The organism is Kutzneria sp. NPDC051319, from assembly GCF_040682195.1.
Classification (GTDB): Bacteria; Actinomycetota; Actinomycetes; order Mycobacteriales; family Pseudonocardiaceae; genus Kutzneria.
Window position 1 is genome coordinate 160880 of sequence record NZ_JBFBAM010000007.1, and the last position, 18219, is coordinate 179098.

General features: G+C 70.5%; 15 protein-coding genes. 10 read left to right on the plus strand and 5 right to left on the minus strand.

Going from position 1 to position 18219, the window contains the following annotated elements; translation table 11 throughout:
* Positions 1–17: 17 nt before the first annotated feature.
* The gene (locus AB0M73_RS09250; RefSeq protein ID WP_363889157.1) at positions 18–674 is read right to left on the minus strand and encodes a transglycosylase family protein; all 657 of its coding nucleotides are present in this window, start codon (positions 672–674) and stop codon (positions 18–20) included.
* Between the two features lie 569 nt (positions 675–1243).
* Between AB0M73_RS09250 and AB0M73_RS09255 the strand changes: the two genes are divergently transcribed.
* The gene (locus AB0M73_RS09255) at positions 1244–4420 is read left to right on the plus strand and encodes a BTAD domain-containing putative transcriptional regulator (protein ID WP_363888903.1); all 3177 of its coding nucleotides are present in this window, start codon (positions 1244–1246) and stop codon (positions 4418–4420) included.
* 98 nt (positions 4421–4518) lie between these two features.
* A complete protein-coding gene (locus AB0M73_RS09260) occupies positions 4519–7749 on the plus strand; it encodes a BTAD domain-containing putative transcriptional regulator (RefSeq protein ID WP_363888906.1) in 3231 nt (1076 codons plus the stop codon).
* A gap of 73 nt (positions 7750–7822) precedes the next feature.
* Here the strand turns inward: AB0M73_RS09260 and AB0M73_RS09265 are convergent, their stop codons facing one another.
* The gene (locus AB0M73_RS09265; RefSeq protein WP_043719626.1) at positions 7823–8074 is read right to left on the minus strand and encodes a MoaD/ThiS family protein; all 252 of its coding nucleotides are present in this window, start codon (positions 8072–8074) and stop codon (positions 7823–7825) included.
* 4 nt (positions 8075–8078) lie between these two features.
* Positions 8079–9137, minus strand: a complete 1059-nt coding sequence (gene moaA / locus AB0M73_RS09270; protein ID WP_363888908.1) for a GTP 3',8-cyclase MoaA — start codon at positions 9135–9137, stop codon at positions 8079–8081.
* 112 nt (positions 9138–9249) lie between these two features.
* On the opposite strand from moaA, the gene AB0M73_RS09275 reads away from it, so the two are divergent.
* The 7 genes from AB0M73_RS09275 to AB0M73_RS09305 all read left to right on the plus strand — a co-directional run bounded on the left by AB0M73_RS09275 (position 9250) and on the right by AB0M73_RS09305 (position 14632).
* Positions 9250–9750, plus strand: a complete 501-nt coding sequence (locus tag AB0M73_RS09275) for a MarR family transcriptional regulator (protein WP_043719622.1) — start codon at positions 9250–9252, stop codon at positions 9748–9750.
* 123 nt (positions 9751–9873) lie between these two features.
* Positions 9874–10263 carry a TOBE domain-containing protein gene (locus AB0M73_RS09280; RefSeq protein ID WP_363889159.1) on the plus strand — a complete coding sequence of 130 codons (390 nt, stop codon included), beginning with the start codon at positions 9874–9876 and terminating at the stop codon, positions 10261–10263.
* Positions 10260–11042: a molybdate ABC transporter substrate-binding protein gene (gene modA / locus AB0M73_RS09285; RefSeq protein WP_363888911.1), complete on the plus strand. Its 783-nt coding sequence runs from the start codon at positions 10260–10262 to the stop codon at positions 11040–11042. The genes AB0M73_RS09280 and modA overlap by 4 nt, the downstream gene beginning before the upstream one ends.
* Entirely contained in the window at positions 11039–11821 is a 783-nt protein-coding gene (locus tag AB0M73_RS09290) for an ABC transporter permease (RefSeq protein WP_363888914.1), read from the plus strand. The genes modA and AB0M73_RS09290 overlap by 4 nt, the downstream gene beginning before the upstream one ends.
* On the plus strand, positions 11818–12912 hold the full coding sequence (locus AB0M73_RS09295; RefSeq protein ID WP_363888918.1) for an ATP-binding cassette domain-containing protein: 1095 nt from the start codon (positions 11818–11820) through the stop codon (positions 12910–12912). Before AB0M73_RS09290 ends, AB0M73_RS09295 begins: the two co-directional genes overlap by 4 nt.
* 4 nt (positions 12913–12916) lie before the next feature.
* Entirely contained in the window at positions 12917–13702 is a 786-nt protein-coding gene (locus AB0M73_RS09300; protein WP_363888921.1) for an HAD-IIA family hydrolase, read from the plus strand.
* Positions 13703–13834: 132 nt separating this feature from the next.
* On the plus strand, positions 13835–14632 hold the full coding sequence (locus tag AB0M73_RS09305) for a metallophosphoesterase (protein WP_043719614.1): 798 nt from the start codon (positions 13835–13837) through the stop codon (positions 14630–14632).
* A gap of 22 nt (positions 14633–14654) precedes the next feature.
* On the opposite strand, the gene AB0M73_RS09310 is transcribed toward AB0M73_RS09305, so the two are convergent.
* Positions 14655–14930: a hypothetical protein gene (locus tag AB0M73_RS09310; RefSeq protein WP_363888923.1), complete on the minus strand. Its 276-nt coding sequence runs from the start codon at positions 14928–14930 to the stop codon at positions 14655–14657.
* Between the two features lie 322 nt (positions 14931–15252).
* Positions 15253–15729, minus strand: coding sequence for a helix-turn-helix domain-containing protein (locus AB0M73_RS09315; protein WP_363888926.1), 477 nt, complete (start codon positions 15727–15729; stop codon positions 15253–15255).
* An 815-nt stretch (positions 15730–16544) separates the two neighbouring features.
* Between AB0M73_RS09315 and AB0M73_RS09320 the strand changes: the two genes are divergently transcribed.
* Complete coding sequence (locus AB0M73_RS09320; protein WP_363888931.1) at positions 16545–18188, plus strand: AMP-binding protein; 1644 nt, start codon at positions 16545–16547, stop codon at positions 18186–18188.
* Positions 18189–18219 lie beyond the last annotated feature (31 nt).

Sequence of the window (18219 nt, forward strand, 5' to 3'; positions counted from 1 at the left end):
CGAGCTTTAAGCAGACGTCACTTCGTGGTCAGCTTCTGACCCACGATGATCAGGTTCGGGTTCGAACCGACGACGTCCTTGTTCTTGTTGTACAGGTCCTGCCAGGTGCCCGGCAGCTTCAGGTCCTGCACCAGCCCGGACAGGGTGTCGCCCGCCTTGACGGTGTAGTCGCCGTTGCCGTCCAGCTTCGGAGCCTGGTACGGGGCCTGAGCCTGCGCCTGCGGGGCCGGGGTGGCCTTGCGCTGGGGCGCGGGGGCGCTCTTCTTGGGGGCCGGAGCCGGAGCCCCGGTGCCACCGGCGGTCGTGCCGCCGAGGCCGCGAAGGCCACACACCGGCCATGCGCCGATGCCCTGGCCGGCGAGCACGCGCTCGGCGACGGCGATCTGGGCCTCGCGGCTGGCCAGGTTGGCCTGCGACGCGTAGGCGGTGCCGCCGTAGGCGCGCCACGTGCTGGCGGTGAACTGAAGACCGCCGTAGAAACCGTTTCCGGTGTTGATTGCCCAGTTACCGCTGCTCTCGCACTTGGCAACGGCGTCCCAGTTCACGCTCGGCGCCGCGTTGGCGGTGCCGGCCGCAATCGCCATCGGGGCGGCGACGATCGCACCGGCCAGGACGACCTGGGTGGCGGTACGAGCGACGGTGGACTGCTGACGGTGCTTACCGCGGTAAGAAATCATTGACCTCTCGCCTACAGCGCCTGCTGTTCGAGCACGCCGGGCCGTGGCGGGCAAGGTGCTGCCCGCACAGTGTCCGGCGGTGGGGACCGCGTGGTGCTCACCTCTGGGCGGTTCTCGGGCGCCCAGGGGGTGGGTTCCCCCGCCCCTGTTCGGTAGTTGTCCTTCGCTCGGGGTGTGGTGCCGGGGGACCGCCGAACAGGGTTTGGCGCTTCGGTCCCTCGGGTACTGCCAGCCGATTCGGGTTCGACCGAGAAGCGACACTAGGTAACGACGACGGGATCGCCAAATGGAGAAGTGTGTGACCGTCATCACAGTAACGCGGCGCAACCGGGGTCGATCACGGTTGTTCGCGCAGGTCAGAGCGTCGTTATCTGGCCGTTTCCAAGTCGAGATCGATCACCCAACGTGAGGCCTGTGTCACGTGGTTTAGGCCAAAAGCGATGGCATCCGCGCAACCGAAAAGTTGCCCGGAAACCCCTTGCGTACCACTGACTGGATCGATACAGCGACCCGTCGCGGACCGCTAGGCTCTCCCCCGACGGCGGTGGGTCGAGGGGAGGGGACGGATGGCGGGCGAGATCGAGTTCCGCGTCCTCGGCCCGCTGGAGGTCCTCATCGACGGAGTCCCGCGCCCGCTGCCCGCGGCCAAGCAGCGGCTGCTGCTCGGCTCACTGCTGCTCCAGGCCAACCACGCGGTCGCCGCGTCCGAGCTCGTGGACGTCGTCTGGGGTGAGCGGCCGCCGGCCGGCGCGCGCAACACACTGCGCACCTACGTCATGCGCCTGCGCCAGCAGCTCGGCCCCGCCTGCGCGCTGCGCACCGCCCAGGACGGTTACGCGCTCGACGTCCCGGCCGGCTCGCTGGACGCCACCCGTTTCCGTGAACTGCTCGTTCGGGCCCGTTCGGTCGAGGATCCGACGACCATGTGGACCCTGTTGACCGAGGCGCTGCGGCTGTGGCGCGGCCCGGTGCTGGCCGATGTTCCGCTGGACCCGTTGCGGCACAACGAGATCAACCGCCTTGAGGCGGAGTGGCTGGACGCCCGGGAGCGCCGCATCGACGTCGGCCTCACCCTCGGCCGGCACGAGGAGCTGGTGCCGGAGCTGCGCGATCTGGCCGACGCCAACCCGGCCCGCGAGCAGGTCTGGGCCCAGCTGATGATCGCCCTCTACCGCGCCGGCCGACGCGTCGACGCGCTGCACGTATATAGAGAGGTGTACGAGTACCTCTCCGACGCGCTCGGCGTGGACCCCGGCGCCGAGCTGCTGCGCGTGCACCAGGCCGTGCTGTCCGACCATCCGAGCCTGCGAAGTCCCTTGGGTGCCAAGGCCGCCGTGCCGGCCCAGCTGCCGCCCGAGGTGATCAACTTCGTCGGACGGGAGGCTGCCACGGCCGCGATCGTCGAGCGGCTGGTCCCGGCCGAGCCGACCGCCACCCCAGTGGTGGTGCTGACCGGGCCGCCCGGCACCGGCAAGACCGCGCTCGCGGTGCACGTCGCCCACCGGCTGCGCGCCCGCTTCCCCGACGGCCAGCTGTTCGTGGACCTCCGCGGCCACGCCCGCGGCCCGGCGCTCGGCCCGGACCAGGTGCTGGCCCGCTTCCTGCGTGCCCTCGGCGTCGCGGCCGACGACGTGCCCACCGATCTCGACGAGCAGTCGGCGGTGCTGCGCTCCCTGTTGGCGGGCAAGCGAATGCTCATCGTCCTGGACAACGCCGCCCGCCCCGGCCAGATCCGCCCCGTGCTGCCCGGCGACCCGGGCTGCGCCGTCCTGATCACGAGCCGGGACGCGCTGCGCGGGCTCGTCGAGCAGCCGGGCGCCAGCCGCGTGCACGTCGGCGGCCTCACCCCGGCCGAGTCGAACACGTTGCTGGCCCGCATCCTCGGCGACGAGACCGTCCGCAACGAGCCGGCCGCCGCCGCCGAACTGGCCGAGCTGTGCACACATCTGCCGCTGGCGCTGCGGATCGCCGCCGCGAACATGATCGACGACGAGCACCCGCGGCTGGCCGAGCAGCTGAGCCGGCTGCGCGAGGGCAACCGGCTGGCCGCGCTGGCCGCCGACGGGGACGAGACGGTGACCGTCCGGGCCGCGTTCGACCTTTCTTATGAGGCGCTGGCCGAACCGGCCAAGCGCGCCTTCCGTCTGGTCGGCCTCGCGCCGTGCCAGGACCTCACGCCGGAGTCGATGGCGCCGCTCGCCGACTGCGCGCCGCACCAGGCCCGCCGCCTGCTCGACCAGCTCGCCGCCGCGAACCTGGTGCAGCAGTTGGGCCCCGGCCGCTACCAGGCGTACGACCTGCTCCGTGTCTACGCGCACGAGCGGGCGCTGGCCGAGCCGGAGGACCAGGCGCTGGCCCGGCTCCAGACGTATTACCTGCACACGGTCGTGGAGGCCGCCGGTCTGCTCGGACCCGAGGTCCCGAGCCTGGTGCCGTTGCCGCCGCGACCGGGGCCCGACCGGTTCGACGATCGCGACGAGGCGCTGGACTGGATGACCGCCGAGCTGCCCAACCTGGTGCCGCTGATCCAGCAGGGCCGCGGCGAGATCGTCTGGCAGCTGGTGGATTCGCTGCGCGGCTTCTTCTACGCCCAGCGGCTGGCCACCGAATGGCAGCTCGTCACGCAGGCCGGCCTCGGCGCCGCGGCTGTCGCCGCCGACGAGGTCGCCGAGGCGGCGATGCGCTACAACCGGGCCGCCCTGGACTGGAGCCGCGGCCGGGCCAACGAGGCCGCCGACGGCTTCGCCCGCGCCCTGGAGGTGTTCCGCCGCACGGGACTGCGCGTCGGCGAGTACTCGGCGCTGACCAACCTGGCCATCGCACTGTCCGAAATGGGCGATCTCGACGGCGCCGCCACCCGGTTCGCCGACGCGCTGGCCCTGGCCGAGAACGAGCCGACCCGGCTGGCCCCGGTGCTGTTCAACCTGGGCCTGGTGCAGGTCAGCCTGGGCGAGACCGACGAGGGCTTCAGCTACCTGGCCCGGGCCCGGGCCATCTGCGCCGAGCTGGGCATCGAGCACGGCGAGGTGAACTGCCTCAACAACCTGCTCAACTTCAGCCGGCACATGGGCCGGTTCGAGGCCGTCGAGGAGTACTTCGAGCGCGGCGTGGCGATGAGCAGGCGGCTGGGCAACCAGGAGAGCGAGTCCGGGCTGTTCAACGCGATGGCCCTGGTGCGGCTGGACTTCGGCCGTCAGGAGGAGGCCGAGCGGATGGCCGCCACCGCCTTGGAGCTGGCCGACTCGCCGAGCATGTTCCGCTCCCGCATCGACGCGCTGAACACCCTCGGCGACGTCGCTCTGGTCGGTGACCGCCCGGCCGAGGCGATCGAGCACTACCGGCAGGCGCTGGACCTGAGCCGCCAGCGGGACCTGCGGTTCGGCGAGGTCGAGGCACTGATCGGGCTGACGTACGCGATGAGCGACAGCTCCCGCGCGCTGGCCCACGCCGTCGAGGCGGTCGAGCTGACCGCCCGGCACGAGCTGAGGCTGTGTGAGGGACGGGCGCTCCTCGCGCAGGCGCACGTGCATCTGCGCCGGGAGGAAACCGAAGCGGCGATCGACTTCGCCGAACGGGCGGTGGCGCTGCTGCGCAAGACCGGCCTGCGGCTGTGGTGGCCGCGGGCACTGGTCGTGCTCGCCGCCGCGCACCGGGCCGCGGGCGATGGGGCGACGGCCGATCGGCACGACGCCGAGGCCACATGGCTGCTGGGCGTGATGGGACTCGCGCCGTCCTCGAACTAGACTCGACGCTTCCCCGGTGGGAAGTTCCATTTTCGCTAGTCGGCACCGCGCGACGCTCCTAGGCTGAACAACAACTGCACGGCCGAGAGGAGGCGGGCATGTCGACCGACATGCGCTTCCGCATCCTCGGACCGCTGGAGGTCTCGCTGGCCGGACGGCCGGTGCCGATCCGCGCGGCCAAGCACCGGACCCTGCTGGCCAGCCTGCTGCTGAGGGCCAATCGGGTGGTTCCGGTGGACGCGCTCGTGGAGCGGCTGTGGGCGGGCAACCCGCCGGCCCGGGCCCGCGGCACCCTCCAGACCTACGTGCTGCGGCTGCGGCAGACCCTCGGCGACCCGGCCCTGGTCCGCACCGCGCCGGAGGGCTACTACATCGACGTGCCGCCGGGATCGGTGGACCTGGAGCGGTTCCGCGAGCTGTCCGACGAGGGCACGCGCGCCGGTGACGCCGGCGACCTGACCGCCGCGGCCGCCGCGCTTGACGAGGCCCTCCAGCTCTGGCGCGGCGCCCCGCTGGCCGACGTGCCGTCGGAGGAGCTCCAGCGCAACGTCGTCCCGCAGCTGGTCGAGCAGCACCTCCAGGTGTTGGAACGGCGTATCGACATCGACCTCCAGCGCGGCCGGCACCAGGTGCTGATCGCCGAGTTGCAGTCGTTGACGGCCAAGCACCCCACGCGGGAGCCGTTCTGGGGTCAGCTGATGCTGGCCCTGCACCGCAGCGGCCGGCAGGCCGACGCGCTCGCCGCCTACCGGGGCGTGGCCGGCTATCTGGCCGACGAGCTGGGCATCGACCCCGGCGAGCCGCTGCGCCGGCTGCACCAGGCCATGCTGCGCAACGATCCCGAGCTGATCGCCCCGGTGGCCTCGGGCGAGGCGCGGCCGGTGGTCGTGCCGTCGCAGCTGCCGGCCGACATCGCCGACTTCGTCGGCCGCGAGGAGCTCATCGACGAACTGGTCGCCCGGTTCCGGCTCGGCATGCCGGAAGGGCCGGTCGCCGTGATGGGGCCGCCCGGTGTCGGCAAGACGGCCTTCGTCGTCCACCTCGCCCACCGGCTGCGACCGCGCTTTCCGGACGGGCAGCTCTACGCCAACCTGCGCGGCTACGCCCTCGGCCCCGCGCTGAGCACCGCTCAGGTGCTGTCCCGGTTCCTGCGGGCGATGGGCGTGCCGCCGGAGCAGATCCCGATCGACGTCGAGCACCAGGCGGCGACCTTCCGCGCCCTCGTCCACGGCAAGCGGATCCTGATCGTGCTGGACAACGCCGCCGCGGCCGACCAGATCCGGTCCCTGCTGCCGCCGCCCGACGGCTGCGCGGTGCTCGTGACCAGCCGCAACGACCTGCGCAACCGCTTGCCTCACGTCGAGACCGTGCTGTTGGAGCCGCTCACGCCGGCCGAGTCCAGACAGCTGCTCAGCGCGGTGCTCGGGCCCGACCTCAAGGACGTCCCGGCGTCGACGGAGCTGGCCCGGCTGTGCGCGTACCTGCCGCTGGCCCTGCGCATCGCCGCCGCCAACCTGGCCAAGTCGCCGCCGTCCGGGCTGGCCGACTACGTGGCCGAGCTCCGCAACGGCAACCGGCTGTCGGCGTTGAGCATCGCCGGCGACGAGGGCACCGCCGTGCGCGCGGCGTTCGACCTTTCCTATACGACGCTGCAACCGCGGGCCCGCGAGCTGTTCCGGCTGCTGGGCCTCGTGCCGGGGCCGGACTTCACGCCCCAGGCCGCCGCCGCGCTGATGTCCACCGACGCCGTCGACGCCGCCGAGCTCCTCGACCAGCTCGCCGCCGTGCACCTCGTGCAGCCGGGGCAGCCGGGCCGCTTCCAGTTCCACGACCTGATCCGGCTCTACGCCGCGCAGCGTGAGCATGAGGAGAACACCCGCACCGAGCGGGACATCGTGGTGCAGCGGTTGCTCGACCACTACCTGTCCGGCGCGATCGGCGCGGCCCATGTGGCGTACCGGGATCTGGTGCGGCTGGTCGTCGGCAAGCAGCGGGGCCTGGCCTTCGCCACCGAGCCCGACGCGTTGGCGTGGCTGGATGCCGAGCGGCTCAACCTGATCGCCGCCTTCGGCTACGCGGCCCGGCACCACCTGGCCGACCACGCCGTGCGCCTCGCCGACGCCCTGCGCGGGTATTTCCTTGCGCACCAATACAACGTGGACTGGTTCGCCACCGCCTCGACCGCCGTCACGGTGGCCCGGCGGGCCGGGGACCGCCGCGGCGAGGCGGCGATGCTGTTCAACCTCGGCACCGCGCAGTGGAACATGGACCGGCAGGAGGAGGCGATCGACAGCTTCCTCGCCGCCGCCGAGATCTTCCGCGAGCTCGGGGCCGACGACGGCGCCGCGGCCTCGCTCAACAACGCCGGCAATTCCCACCTGGAGTTGGGCCAGTTCGACGAGGCGGCCGGCTACTTCGACGAGGTGCTGACCTTGGCCAGGCGGTCCGGGCTGCGCGACGTCGAGGTCATCGGGCAGGCCAACATCGGCTTCGTGCTGCTGGAACTCGGGCGGCTCGGCGAGGCCATCGAGCACTGCCGGCGGTCCATCGAGCTGTGCCGGGCGGCCGGCCTGCGGCACTGCGAGGCCCACAGCGTCGCCAACCTTGGCGCGGCCCTGCTGGAACGCGGCCACCCGATGGAGGCGATCGAGCAGCTCACCACCGCGCTGGCCATGTTCCGGGCCATGGGCGAGGTCACCGCCGGGCTGGAAGTGTTGCACCGCTTGGCAACCGCGTACCAGATGACGGCACGGCTCGAACCCGCGCTGGAGTTGGCCCGCGAGGCCCTGGACAGCGCCCGCCGCACCGGCAGCCGCCGCGCGCAGGCGATGAGCCTGTCGGCGTTGGGCCTGACCCTGCACATGGCCGGCAAGTTCCCTGAGGCCATGCGGTGCTTCGACGAGGCGCTGGGCATGCTGGACGAGGTCAGGCACATGCGGACCCGGCTGTGGGTGCTGATCGGGGCGTCGATGGCGATGATCCCCGTCGGCCGACTGGAGGAGGCGCTGACCATCGGCCGCCGCGCCCTCGAACTCGCCGCCCCGCTGCCGCTCTACCGGGCCCGTGCGCTGTTGTTGTTGGCGCACTTGCTGATCGCCCGTCGCGGGGAGCAGGACATGGCCGATGCCTACGCGTGTGCGGTGCAGGCTCGGGAGATCTTCCAGACCGCCGGCAATCCGAGCGGCTCAGCCTGGTCCCTGCACGTGATGGCCCAGGTGCGCAAGCACCGTGGCGAAACCGACGCCGCCGACCAGCTCAACCGCGAGGCCCTGCGCACCATCGACGGCCGCGCCTGGACGGACCAGATCCGCGCGGCGATCACGGCCTGACGGCCGCCACGACAGCGCCCTTCCCGAACTCCGAGTGGCGGAATGGTCCGTTCCGAACCTCGGATCGACCCGGTCAGCCGCCGGCGAAGGGCGGCAGGACGTCGAGCTCAAGGCCGTCGGCGACCGGAATCCTGGTGTCCCGCACGGCAATTCCGTCCAGCAGCAGGCTGGAGGCGGTGAGCACGCGGGCCAGTCCCTCGCCGTGCCGGTCCCGCACGAGCCGCAGCACGTCGTCCACAGTGGACTCGGGCGGCAGGCTCAGCTGCTCGTCGCCGACGCCGGCCGCCGCCTTGGCGCCGGCGAAGTAGCGGATGGTCAACACCACGCGGTCAGCCCCCGATCGCGCTCATCGGACGGTCCGGCTGCGCGAACCCGTCGTCGTTGATGCCGTGCCCCTTGGCCTTGCCCCACATCGCGATCCGCCACAGCCCCGCGAGCTCCTCGTCGGAGGCGCCGTCGCGCATCGGGCCGCGTAGGTCGGTCTCGGTGGTGGCGAACAGGCAGGTCCGCAGCGCCCCGTCGGCGGTCAGCCGGGTCCGGTCGCAGGCCGCGCAGAACGGCCTGGTCACCGACGCGATCACGCCGACCGTGGCCGGGCCGCCGTCGACCAGCCAGCGCTCGGCCGGCGCCGCGCCGCGGGCGGTGGGCTCGGGAGTGAGCGTGAACCGGGTGCTCAGCCGGTCGAGGATCTCCTCGGCGGTGATCATCTTCGCGCGGTCCCACGCGTGCTGGGCGTCCAGCGGCATCTGCTCGATGAACCGCAGCTGATAGCCGTGGTCGAGGCAGAACTGGAGCAGGTCCGGGGCTTCGTCCGCGTTCACGCCGCGCATCAGCACGGTGTTGACCTTCACCGGCCGCAGCCCGGCGTCGTGGGCGGCGGCCAGGCCTTCGAGCACGTCGTCGAGGCGGTCGCGGCGGGTGATCGTCGCGAACCGGTCCGGCCGAAGTGTGTCGAGGGACACATTGATGCGGTCCAGGCCGGCCAGGGCCAACTGGTGGGCCTTGCGGGCCAACGACACCGCGTTGGTCGTCAGGGACATGCGGGGCCGCGGGCGCAGTTCCGCCGCGGCCGCGAGTATTTGCGGCAAATCCTTACGCAGCAGCGGTTCCCCGCCGGTGAACCGGAGCTCCCGCACGCCGAGAAGGTCGACCGCGACGCGAATGAGCCGGATCAGCTCGGTCCCGGTCAGCAGGTCGCCGCTCGGCAGCCACTCCAGACCCTCGGCCGGCATGCAGTACGTGCACCGCAGATTGCACCGGTCCGTGAGCGAAACCCGCAGGTCAGTGGCCACACGGCCGTAGGAGTCGATCAAGTCCGGCCGATCGGGACGCGTCGAGGCGTCAGGGGTGCTCCGCACGCCTGGAATTCCTAGCTCGACGGCTGCCATCACGATCAGGGTAGTCGCTGGAAGCCCTAGGCTGGACCGTCGCGGAACGGACGTTCGGCGGTTACGATGTCTTCTGGGCCGAGTGTCTTAGCAAGTAAGCGGGTGATGGCGAATGTCGGAGACGGCCGAGGCCAGGGCGGTCTATCCGGTCAGCGACGAGGAGCTGGAGCGGTTCTCGTGGCTGGGTCGGGACAGCAGCCTGGTGACGGTGATGTTCCATGCGCGCATCGCCGAGCAACTCGGGCTGTCCGCCACCGACCACAAGTGCCTCGACCTCGCCGCCCGCAGCGGCCAGCCGATGACCGCCGGGCGCATCGCCGAGCTGTCCGGGCTGTCCACCGGCGCGGTCACCGGCGTCATCGACCGGCTGGAGCGGGCCGGCTACGTCCGCCGCGTCCGCGACCCGCACGACCGGCGCAAGGTGCTGGTCGAGGTCACCCTCAGCGCGCAGGACCCGGAGCGGTTCAGCGTGCTGTTCAAGGGCGTTTCCGAGATGATGGCCCGGATCCTCGCCCACTACACGCCCGAACAGCGTGAACTGCTCTTCGCCTACGGCAGCGAGGTGCTGGCCGAGATGCGCAAGGAGGTCACCCGGGTCGGCGAGAAGGACTGACCTTCCGGTCCGTTCGATCCACCCGGGTCCCGAATCCGCATCTGCGGACCGTTGCCTCTTTTCGTGCCGCACCGGCGGAGTTAGTCTCGGCGCGTGACTCGACCTGACCCGCCCACCTACCGGGTGTCCGAGGCCGCCGTGCTGCTCGGCGTGAGCGATGACACCGTGCGTCGCTGGCTGGACGCCGGGCAGCTCACCGCCGGGGTCGACGCCGCCGGCCGCAAGGTCGTCGACGGCGCCGAACTGGCCGTGTTCGCCCGCGCCCAGGCCACCGCCGTGCCCGACCCGTCCGCGGTGGGCCGCTCGGCCCGCAACCGGTTCGTCGGCCTGGTCACCGAGATCGTCGAGGACAAGGTCATGGCCCAGGTCGAGATCCAGAGCGGGCCGCACCGAGTGGTGTCGCTGATGAGCACGGAGGCGGTCCGCGAACTCGGGCTGACCCCCGGCATGCTCGCGGTGGCCGTGGTCAAGTCCACCCAGGTGATCATCGAGACGCCGGGAGGCATGTCGTGAGGAAACTCGTCGTCGCCATCGGGTCGGCCGCTTTGCTGCTGACCGCGTGCGGTGGTGGGCAGACGGCCGCGGCCCCCGCCACCACCAGTTCGGCCCCGAAGGAGTCGGGCACCCTCACCGTGCTTGCCGCCGCCTCGCTGACCACCTCCTTCAACAAGATCAAGGCCGACTTCGAGTCGGCCCATCCCGGCGTCACCGTCAAGCTCACCTACGACGGCTCGTCCACGCTGGTGCAGCAGATCGCCAACGGCGCGCAGGCCGACGTGTTCGCCTCGGCCGACCAGGCCAACATGGACAAGGCCACCTTGGCCTCGCTCAACGACGGCGCGCCGCAGCTGTTCGCCCGCAACAAGCTGGAGATCGCGGTCCCGCCGGGCAACCCCAAGAACATCGCCACCTTCGCCGACCTGGCCAAGCCCGGCGTCGTGGTGGTCGTGTGCGCGGACGCGGTGCCTTGCGGCGCGGCGGCGCTGAAGGTCGAGGCGGCCACCGGCGTCACCATCAGCCCGGCCAGCAAGGAAACCGCCGTCACCGGCGTGCTGTCCAAAGTGGAGTCCGGCGACGCCGACGCGGGCCTGGTCTACCTGACCGACGTCAACTCGGCCGGCGGCAAGGTGAAAGGCGTGCCCTTCCCCGAGGCCGACAAGGCGATCAACGACTACCCGATCACCGTGCTGCGCAACGCCCCGCAGTCCGCGCTGGCCAAGGAGTTCGTCGAGTTCGTGCGGGGCGAGCAGGGCCGCAGGGAACTCACCGCGGTGGGCTTCCAGGTTCCGTGAGACGGTCCGTTCCCGTCCTGCTGTGGGTGCCGGCCGCGCTGGCCCTGGCCCTGGTCGTGCTGCCCGTCATCGGACTGGTGGCCCGCAGCGACCTCGGCCGGCTGCCCGAGCTGGTGACCAGCCCGACCGCGCTGGAGGCCCTGTGGCTCTCGGTGCGGACGGGCGCGGCCGCCACCCTGCTGTCGTTGTTGTTCGGCGGTCCGCTCGCGGTCGTGCTCGCCCGCGGGCGGCTGCCGGGTCTTCGGTTGTTGCGCGCCATTGTGCTGCTGCCGCTCGTGCTTCCGCCCGTCGTCGGCGGCTTGGCCCTGTTGTACCTGTTGGGGCGTAACGGCTTCGGCGGTCAGGCCCTAGCGGTGTTCGGGGTGCGGCTGCCGTTCACCACGGCCGCGGTGATCATCGCGCAGACGTTCGTCGCCATGCCGTTCCTGGTGATCGGTCTTGAGGGCGCCCTGCGGACTGCCGGTGAGCGCTACGAAGCCGTCGCCGCGACGCTCGGGGCCGCGCCGTGGACGGTGTTCCGGCGAGTGACCGTGCCGTTGTTGTTGCCCTCCTTGGGTTCTTCGCTGGTGTTGGCCTTCGCCCGGTCGTTGGGGGAGTTCGGGGCCACGATCACCTTCGCCGGCAACCTTGAGGGCACCACCCAGACCCTGCCGCTGCTGGTCTACGTGCAGTCCCAGTCCGATGTGGACGCCGCCGTCGCCGTGTCGCTGTTGTTGGTGGTGCTGGCCGTCGTGGTGATCGCCGTTGCTCGGCCTCGTTCGATCGAGGGCCGGCTATGACACTCGACCTGGACATCACCGTTCGCCGTGACTCCTTCGCCCTGTCGCTTGAGCTCTCCGTCGCCGCCGGCGAAGTCGTTGCGGTGCTTGGGCGAAACGGGGCCGGCAAGTCCACCCTGCTGTCGGCGCTGGCCGGGCTGCTGCGCCCCGACTCCGGTCGGATCACGCTGGCCGGCCGGGTGCTGACCGACGCCTCCACCGGCGTGCACGTGCCGCCTCACCGGCGTGGCATCGGTTTGCTGGCCCAGGATCCGCTGCTTTTCCCGCACATGACCGTGGCCGCCAATGTCGCCTTCGGTCCTCGCTCTCGGGGTGTCTCTCGAAGCGACTCGGCGGCGTTGGTGACGCGGTTGCTGTCCGATGTGGACGCCGCCGAGTTCGCCGCTCGCCGCCCCGGTCAGCTTTCCGGCGGGCAGGCCCAGCGGGTCGCCGTCGCCCGGGCGTTGGCGTCCGAGCCGGAGCTGCTGTTGCTCGACGAACCCTTTGCCGCACTCGACGTCGACGCCGCTCCTGCCCTGCGGGCCATGCTCCGGCGGGTGCTGCGGGACTCCGGCCGAACGGCCCTGCTCGTCACCCATGATCCGCTGGACGCCCTCGTCCTGGCCGACCGCGTGGTCGTGCTGTCCGGCGGGGAAATCGTCGAACAGGGCGAGACCCGGGCCGTGCTCTCGCGCCCCCGGACTGCCTTCACCGCCCGCATCGCCGGCCTCGACCTCGTTTCCGGCGTCTTCGGGCCGTCCGGGCTGGCCGTCGGCGACCTCGCGATCAGCGGCCACGTGCCCTCACCCATCGGCGAGGGCACCCCGGCCGTCGCCGTCTTCGCCCCCTCCGCCGTCGCCGTGCACGTCTCGCCGCCCGCCGGCAGCCCCCGCAACGTGTTCGGGGCCGTCGTCGGCGGCCTTGAGCCCCACGGCGACCTCATCCGGCTGCGCGTCGCTCGTAGCGTGGACGGTCCGTCCTGGGTGGAGGGCCTCGCCGCCGACCTCACCGCCGCCGCCGTCGCCGACCTGGCCTTGGAGCCCGGCGTCCGGGTCTGGCTGGCCGTCAAGGCCGCCGAAGTGGCCCTGCACCCCGTCGCCGGGGGATCATGAGGGCATGGTCTGGAACTACCTGATGGACATGGATGGTGTGCTGGTCCACGAGGAGCACATCATCCCCGGCGCCGACCAGTTCCTCGCGGAGCTGCGGGACCAGGACATCCCGTTCATGCTGCTGACCAACAACTCCATCTACACCCCCCGTGACCTGCGGGCCCGGCTGCTGCGGACCGGTCTGGACGTGCCCGAGTCGTCCATCTGGACCTCGGCGCTGGCCACCGCCAAGTTCCTCGACACCCAGCGCCCCGGTGGCGCCGCCTACGTCATCGGCGAGGCCGGGCTCACCACCGCCCTGCACTCCATCGGCTACGTGCTGACCGACACCGACCCGGACTACGTCGTCCTGGGCGAGACCCGGACGTACAGCTTCGAGGCCATCACCAAGGCCATCCGGCTGGTCGACGGCGGCGCTCGGTTCATCGCCACCAACCCCGACGAGAGCGGTCCCAGCCGGGAGGGCCTGCTGCCCGCCACCGGCTCCGTCGCCGCCCTCATCGCCCGCGCCACCGGCCGTGAGCCCTATTTCGTCGGCAAGCCCAACCCGTTGATGATGCGTTCCGCGCTGCGGGCCATCGGCGCCCACTCCGAGAGCACCCTCATGATCGGCGACCGGATGGACACCGACGTCCGCTCCGGTCTCGAGGCCGGCCTGCAGACCATTCTGGTCCTTTCCGGCATTTCCGGCGCCGACACCGCCGAACGCTTCCCCTACCGCCCCACCCTCGTGATCGACTCCATCGCCGACCTCGTCGGCCGCGGCACCGACCCGTTCAAGCGCGATTAGTAACCCTGCGTGATCACCCGTTCGCGGACAGCTGGAAACCATGAATCCGCAGCTCACGGAGATCATTTCGATACGCTCCGGTGACCGGGCTGGTCGGCGGGCAGGGGGGTCGACCGCCTATCGTCTCTCACCGTGGGCGACGACGAACGTGACGAGTCGGTGTTCGTGGTCGGTGATGTCCATGGCCACCTCTCCGAGCTCATCACCGCATTGCACGATGCCGGACTGACCACCCCCGAGGGGCAGTGGTCCGGCGGCCGGCACCGCCTGTGGTTCCTCGGCGACTTCGTCGACCGCGGCCCCGACGGCATCGGCGTCATCGAGCTCGTCATGCGCCTGGCCGACCAGGCCGACCGGGCCGGCGGCTTCGTCGGCTCCCTCCTGGGCAACCACGAGGTGCTGTTGCTCGGCATGCACCTGTTCGGCGACACGCCCGTGCCCTCCGACTACGGCTTCCGCAGCTTCGCCCGCTCCTGGCACCTCAACGGCGGTCAGCTGTCCGACCAGACCCGCCTCACCGACCGGCACGTGCGCTGGCTCACCGACCGTCCCGTCGCCGTCGTCGTCGACGACCACCTGCTCCTGCACTCCGACACCACCGCGTACCTGTCCTGGGGCGATTCCGTCGAGGAGATCAACTCCGCCGTCCGAGCCATCCTCCACGGCCAGGACCTCACGTCCTGGTGGGACTGCTGGCACAAGATGACCACCCGCTTCGCCTTCCGCGGCGCCACCGGCGCCCAGACCGCCGACGAGATCATGGGCAAGTTCGGCGGCCAGCGCATCGTGCACGGCCACAGCATCATCGCCGACCAGCTCGGCATTGAGCCCGAGCAGGTCGACGGCCCCCTCTCCTACGCCGACGGCAAGGTCCTCGCGGTGGACGGCGGCCTCTTCGACGGCGGCCCCTGCCTGGTCGTGGAGCTCTAACCCTTTTTGGTCGGTCAGCTTGCTACATAAGAGGGCGCACGGTCTTCACGAATCGCGGGACCGTCCTGGTGAACCCGATCAGGAAGTCCTCCATGGTGACCGGTGGTTTCCTCCTGTCCGCCACCATGTCCAGCAGGCATCGGACCGTCTGCTGCGGGTAGAGGTCCAGCTGGTTGAGCAGGAACTCATCGGGATGCACGGCGTCGATGTCGTACGGAGCGAGTGACGGCTCGTCGAAGTCCCTGAGGTTCGCCGTGACGATGGCGCTCGCATTTCCCCGGACGGCCGCAGCGAGCACGTGCCCGGTCCTTCGGGTGATTGGTCATGGAGTCGATGAGCGCTTGGTAGCCGGTGACTTCGGCGTCGGGAAACGTTGTCCGCATTCCCTTGATTCGCCTGTCCGCGCTGGCTTCGCTGACCTGGGGGAACTTGAGTATGTTGCGCCTGACCTCGGCCAACACGTCGGCCGACCACAATGGACGGTACGTATCAGCTTCGGCCAGGCGCAACAGGAGATCGGTCAGATTGACCGGCACCAGGACACAGGCGTCCAGGAAGGCGGGAAAGGCGGACACAGTCTCAGTGTCACAGTCGGCTGCTCGGAGTGTTGAGGCCGTACCTTAGCGGCCGGTGAAATCGAAGCCGTCCACGTGCTGCAAGTCCTCGGCCTCCTGCGTCATCTCCCGCAGGGTCTCCTGCCGCTTCTGCTTGGCCCGCTGCTGGTATTCGAGGACGTCGCTCAGCATGACTCGGCGGTGCCGTCCGACTTTCTCGAACGCGATCTCCCCGCGTTCCAGAATTCCGACCAAGGTCGGACGTGAGATGTTCAGGAGGTCCGCGGCCTGCTGCGTGGTCAGCTTCGTCGTGTGCGGGGCCAGGGTGATGGCATAGCCGCCCTTCAGTGCGGCGACAACCTGTCGAAGCGCTTCGTAGACCTCAGCCGGTAGCTCGATCCGGTCACCACCCGGGCCGACGAGCGCCGCGTGACCTTGGCCTTGCTGTGCAGTCAACACCGCTGCCAGCTTGTCCAGCGCGTCGCGAGCGTGGTTGGGCGCTGGAGGCAGCACGGTCTGCTGCTCCAGGAGCACAGTGCTCATCCCTGTCCCTCCATCGTGACGTCGGCGAAGCTCCTCGGCGTCGCGCCCCCACCGCGGCGGTGGGCGTCAACAGCAGAAAGCATATTCGAAAGAAACGAAGATTGCTACTCCCTGTCGTCCGATGCCACGCGGTTTCAGCAGGTCAGACGGCTTGTGGGCGCTGGTGGGGCGCTGCCTGCCCGCTCGACGTGCCGAGTCCCGTCCGGCGTGTCGGGACCTGGGCCCACCGGCGAGGCTGCACTATGCGGAGCACCTTGCGACGACGAAAGGAGGCCTCCGACATGGCTCGTTCCTGGCACGAAGTCAAGGCCGACAAGGCGGCCATCGACCGCGCCAACGGCCGTGATGTCGCCGCAGTGCGTGCGACGGCTCGAAACAAGGTCGAGGCGCTGTGGCTCAGGCCTGACCAGCCTCGCAGGCAGACCCCTGTGTCCCGAGCGGAGCTCTGAACCGCCGGTCTCGTTCTGCCAGTTCCACCGGCTCGAACTACCTACGTCCCAATGCAATCCGCGAAGGCCGTTGTGGGCGTGTGTGCTTCTTGTGCCCCACCCACCCGCCCTCTGTGGACTACCGGCCCGTGCTCGGTCAGAACACCGCGATGGGATTCACGGGGATACCGGCGGAGCCTTGGATGCGCGGTAGGGCGACGGGGACGGGAAGCCGTGGCGGCGGAGTTCGGGCAGGGGCAGCGAGCGCGGCGACGCATGGACGTGGACTGCGTTCGGGCAATCAAGGTGTGGACAACGCGACGCCGGGGAGGGTTGTCCACAGCACCCCCCGCTCGGGGGTGGCAGTGGTCCGCGTCACAGGCGAGGATGGGCCACATGGTCGCACTGCCTGCATACGCCTCGGGAACCTCGGACGTGCCGCTGCTCGGCGACACGATCGGCGACAACCTGGACCGGACGGTGGAGCGGTTCGGGGAGCGGGACGCGCTGGTGGAGTGTGCGTCGGGCCGCAGGTGGACGTACGCGGAGCTGGCGGCGGACGTGGATGCGGTGGCGCTGGGGCTGCAAGGCCTGGGCGTGGGCAAGGGCGACCGGGTGGGGATCTGGGCGCCGAACTGCGCGGAGTGGGTGCTGACGCAGTACGCGACGGCGAAGATCGGGGCGATCCTGGTCAACATCAACCCGGCCTATCGGGTGCACGAGCTGGAGTTCGTGCTGAACCAGGCCGAGGTGGGCACGCTGGTGGCGACGCCGGCGTTCAAGACGTCGGACTACGAGGCGATGATCGGTGAGGTATGGCCGAACTGCCCGAAGCTGCGGACGGTGCTGCTGATCGGGCGTCCGGAGTGGACGGACGTGCTGGAGGGCGGCCGGCGGGGGGACCGAAGCGGGCTCAAGGAGATCAGGCTCTCGCCGGACGACCCGATCAACATCCAGTACACCTCGGGCACCACGGGCTTCCCGAAGGGCGCGACGCTGTCGCACCACAACATCCTGAACAACGGGTACTTCGTGGGCGAGCTGTGCGGGTACACGGAGCAGGACCGGGTGTGCATCCCGGTTCCCTTCTACCACTGCTTCGGCATGGTGATGGGAAACCTGGGCGCGACAACGCATGGAGCCTGCATGGTGGTGCCGGCGGCCGCGTTCGACGCGAAGTCCACGTTGGACGCGGTGCAGGCGGAGCGGTGCACCTCGCTCTACGGGGTGCCGACGATGTTCATCGCGGAGCTGGCGCTGCCGGACTTCGCCGACTACGACCTGCCCAGCCTGCGCACGGGCATCATGGCCGGCTCGCCGTGCCCGGTCGAGGTGATGAAGCAGGTGATCGACCGCATGGGCATGACGGAGGTGACCATCTGCTACGGCATGACGGAAACCTCCCCGGTGTCCACGCAGACCCGAGCGGACGACTCGCTGGACCGCCGGGTGGCCACGGTCGGCCGGGTGCATCCGCACCTGGAGGTCAAGATCGTCGACCCGGCAACGGGTCTGACGGCGACGCGGGGCGAGCAGGGGGAGCTGTGCACGCGCGGCTACTCGGTGATGCTCGGCTACTGGGCCCAGCCGGACAAGACGGCGGAGGCGATCGACGCGGCCCGCTGGATGCACACGGGCGACCTCGCGGTGATGGACGACGACGGTTATGTGGCGATCACCGGCCGGATCAAGGACATGGTCATCCGCGGCGGCGAGAACATCTACCCGCGCGAGGTGGAGGAATTCCTCTACACACACCCGGACGTGCTGGACGCGCAGGTGATCGGGGTGCCGGACGAGCGCTACGGCGAAGAGCTGATGGCCTGGATCCGGATGCGCCCGGGTGCCGAGCCGATCACGGCCGAGCAGGTCCGCGACTACTGCACGGGCAAGCTCGCGCACTACAAGATTCCCCGCTACGTGCACGTGGTCGACGAGTTCCCGATGACGGTGACGGGCAAGATCCGCAAGGTGGAGATGCGGGAACGGGCGTCGGAGATCCTCCGGGCGAACCAGACGAACGGCGGGTAGTCAGGCGCACATGCCGTGTCGGTATGGTTAC

Excerpts from the sequence above, each read along its gene's own strand:
- AB0M73_RS09255 (WP_363888903.1), top strand. The coding sequence starts at position 1,244 with ATGGCGGGCGAGATCGAGTTCCGCGTCCTCGGCCCGCTGGAGGTCCTC.
- AB0M73_RS09260 (WP_363888906.1), top strand. The coding sequence starts at position 4,519 with ATGTCGACCGACATGCGCTTCCGCATCCTCGGACCGCTGGAGGTCTCG.
- moaA (WP_363888908.1), bottom strand. The coding sequence starts at position 9,137 with ATGGCAGCCGTCGAGCTAGGAATTCCAGGCGTGCGGAGCACCCCTGAC.
- AB0M73_RS09275 (WP_043719622.1), top strand. The coding sequence starts at position 9,250 with ATGTCGGAGACGGCCGAGGCCAGGGCGGTCTATCCGGTCAGCGACGAG.
- AB0M73_RS09295 (WP_363888918.1), top strand. The coding sequence starts at position 11,818 with ATGACACTCGACCTGGACATCACCGTTCGCCGTGACTCCTTCGCCCTG.
- AB0M73_RS09300 (WP_363888921.1), top strand. The coding sequence starts at position 12,917 with ATGGTCTGGAACTACCTGATGGACATGGATGGTGTGCTGGTCCACGAG.
- AB0M73_RS09315 (WP_363888926.1), bottom strand. The coding sequence starts at position 15,729 with ATGAGCACTGTGCTCCTGGAGCAGCAGACCGTGCTGCCTCCAGCGCCC.
- AB0M73_RS09320 (WP_363888931.1), top strand. The coding sequence starts at position 16,545 with ATGGGCCACATGGTCGCACTGCCTGCATACGCCTCGGGAACCTCGGAC.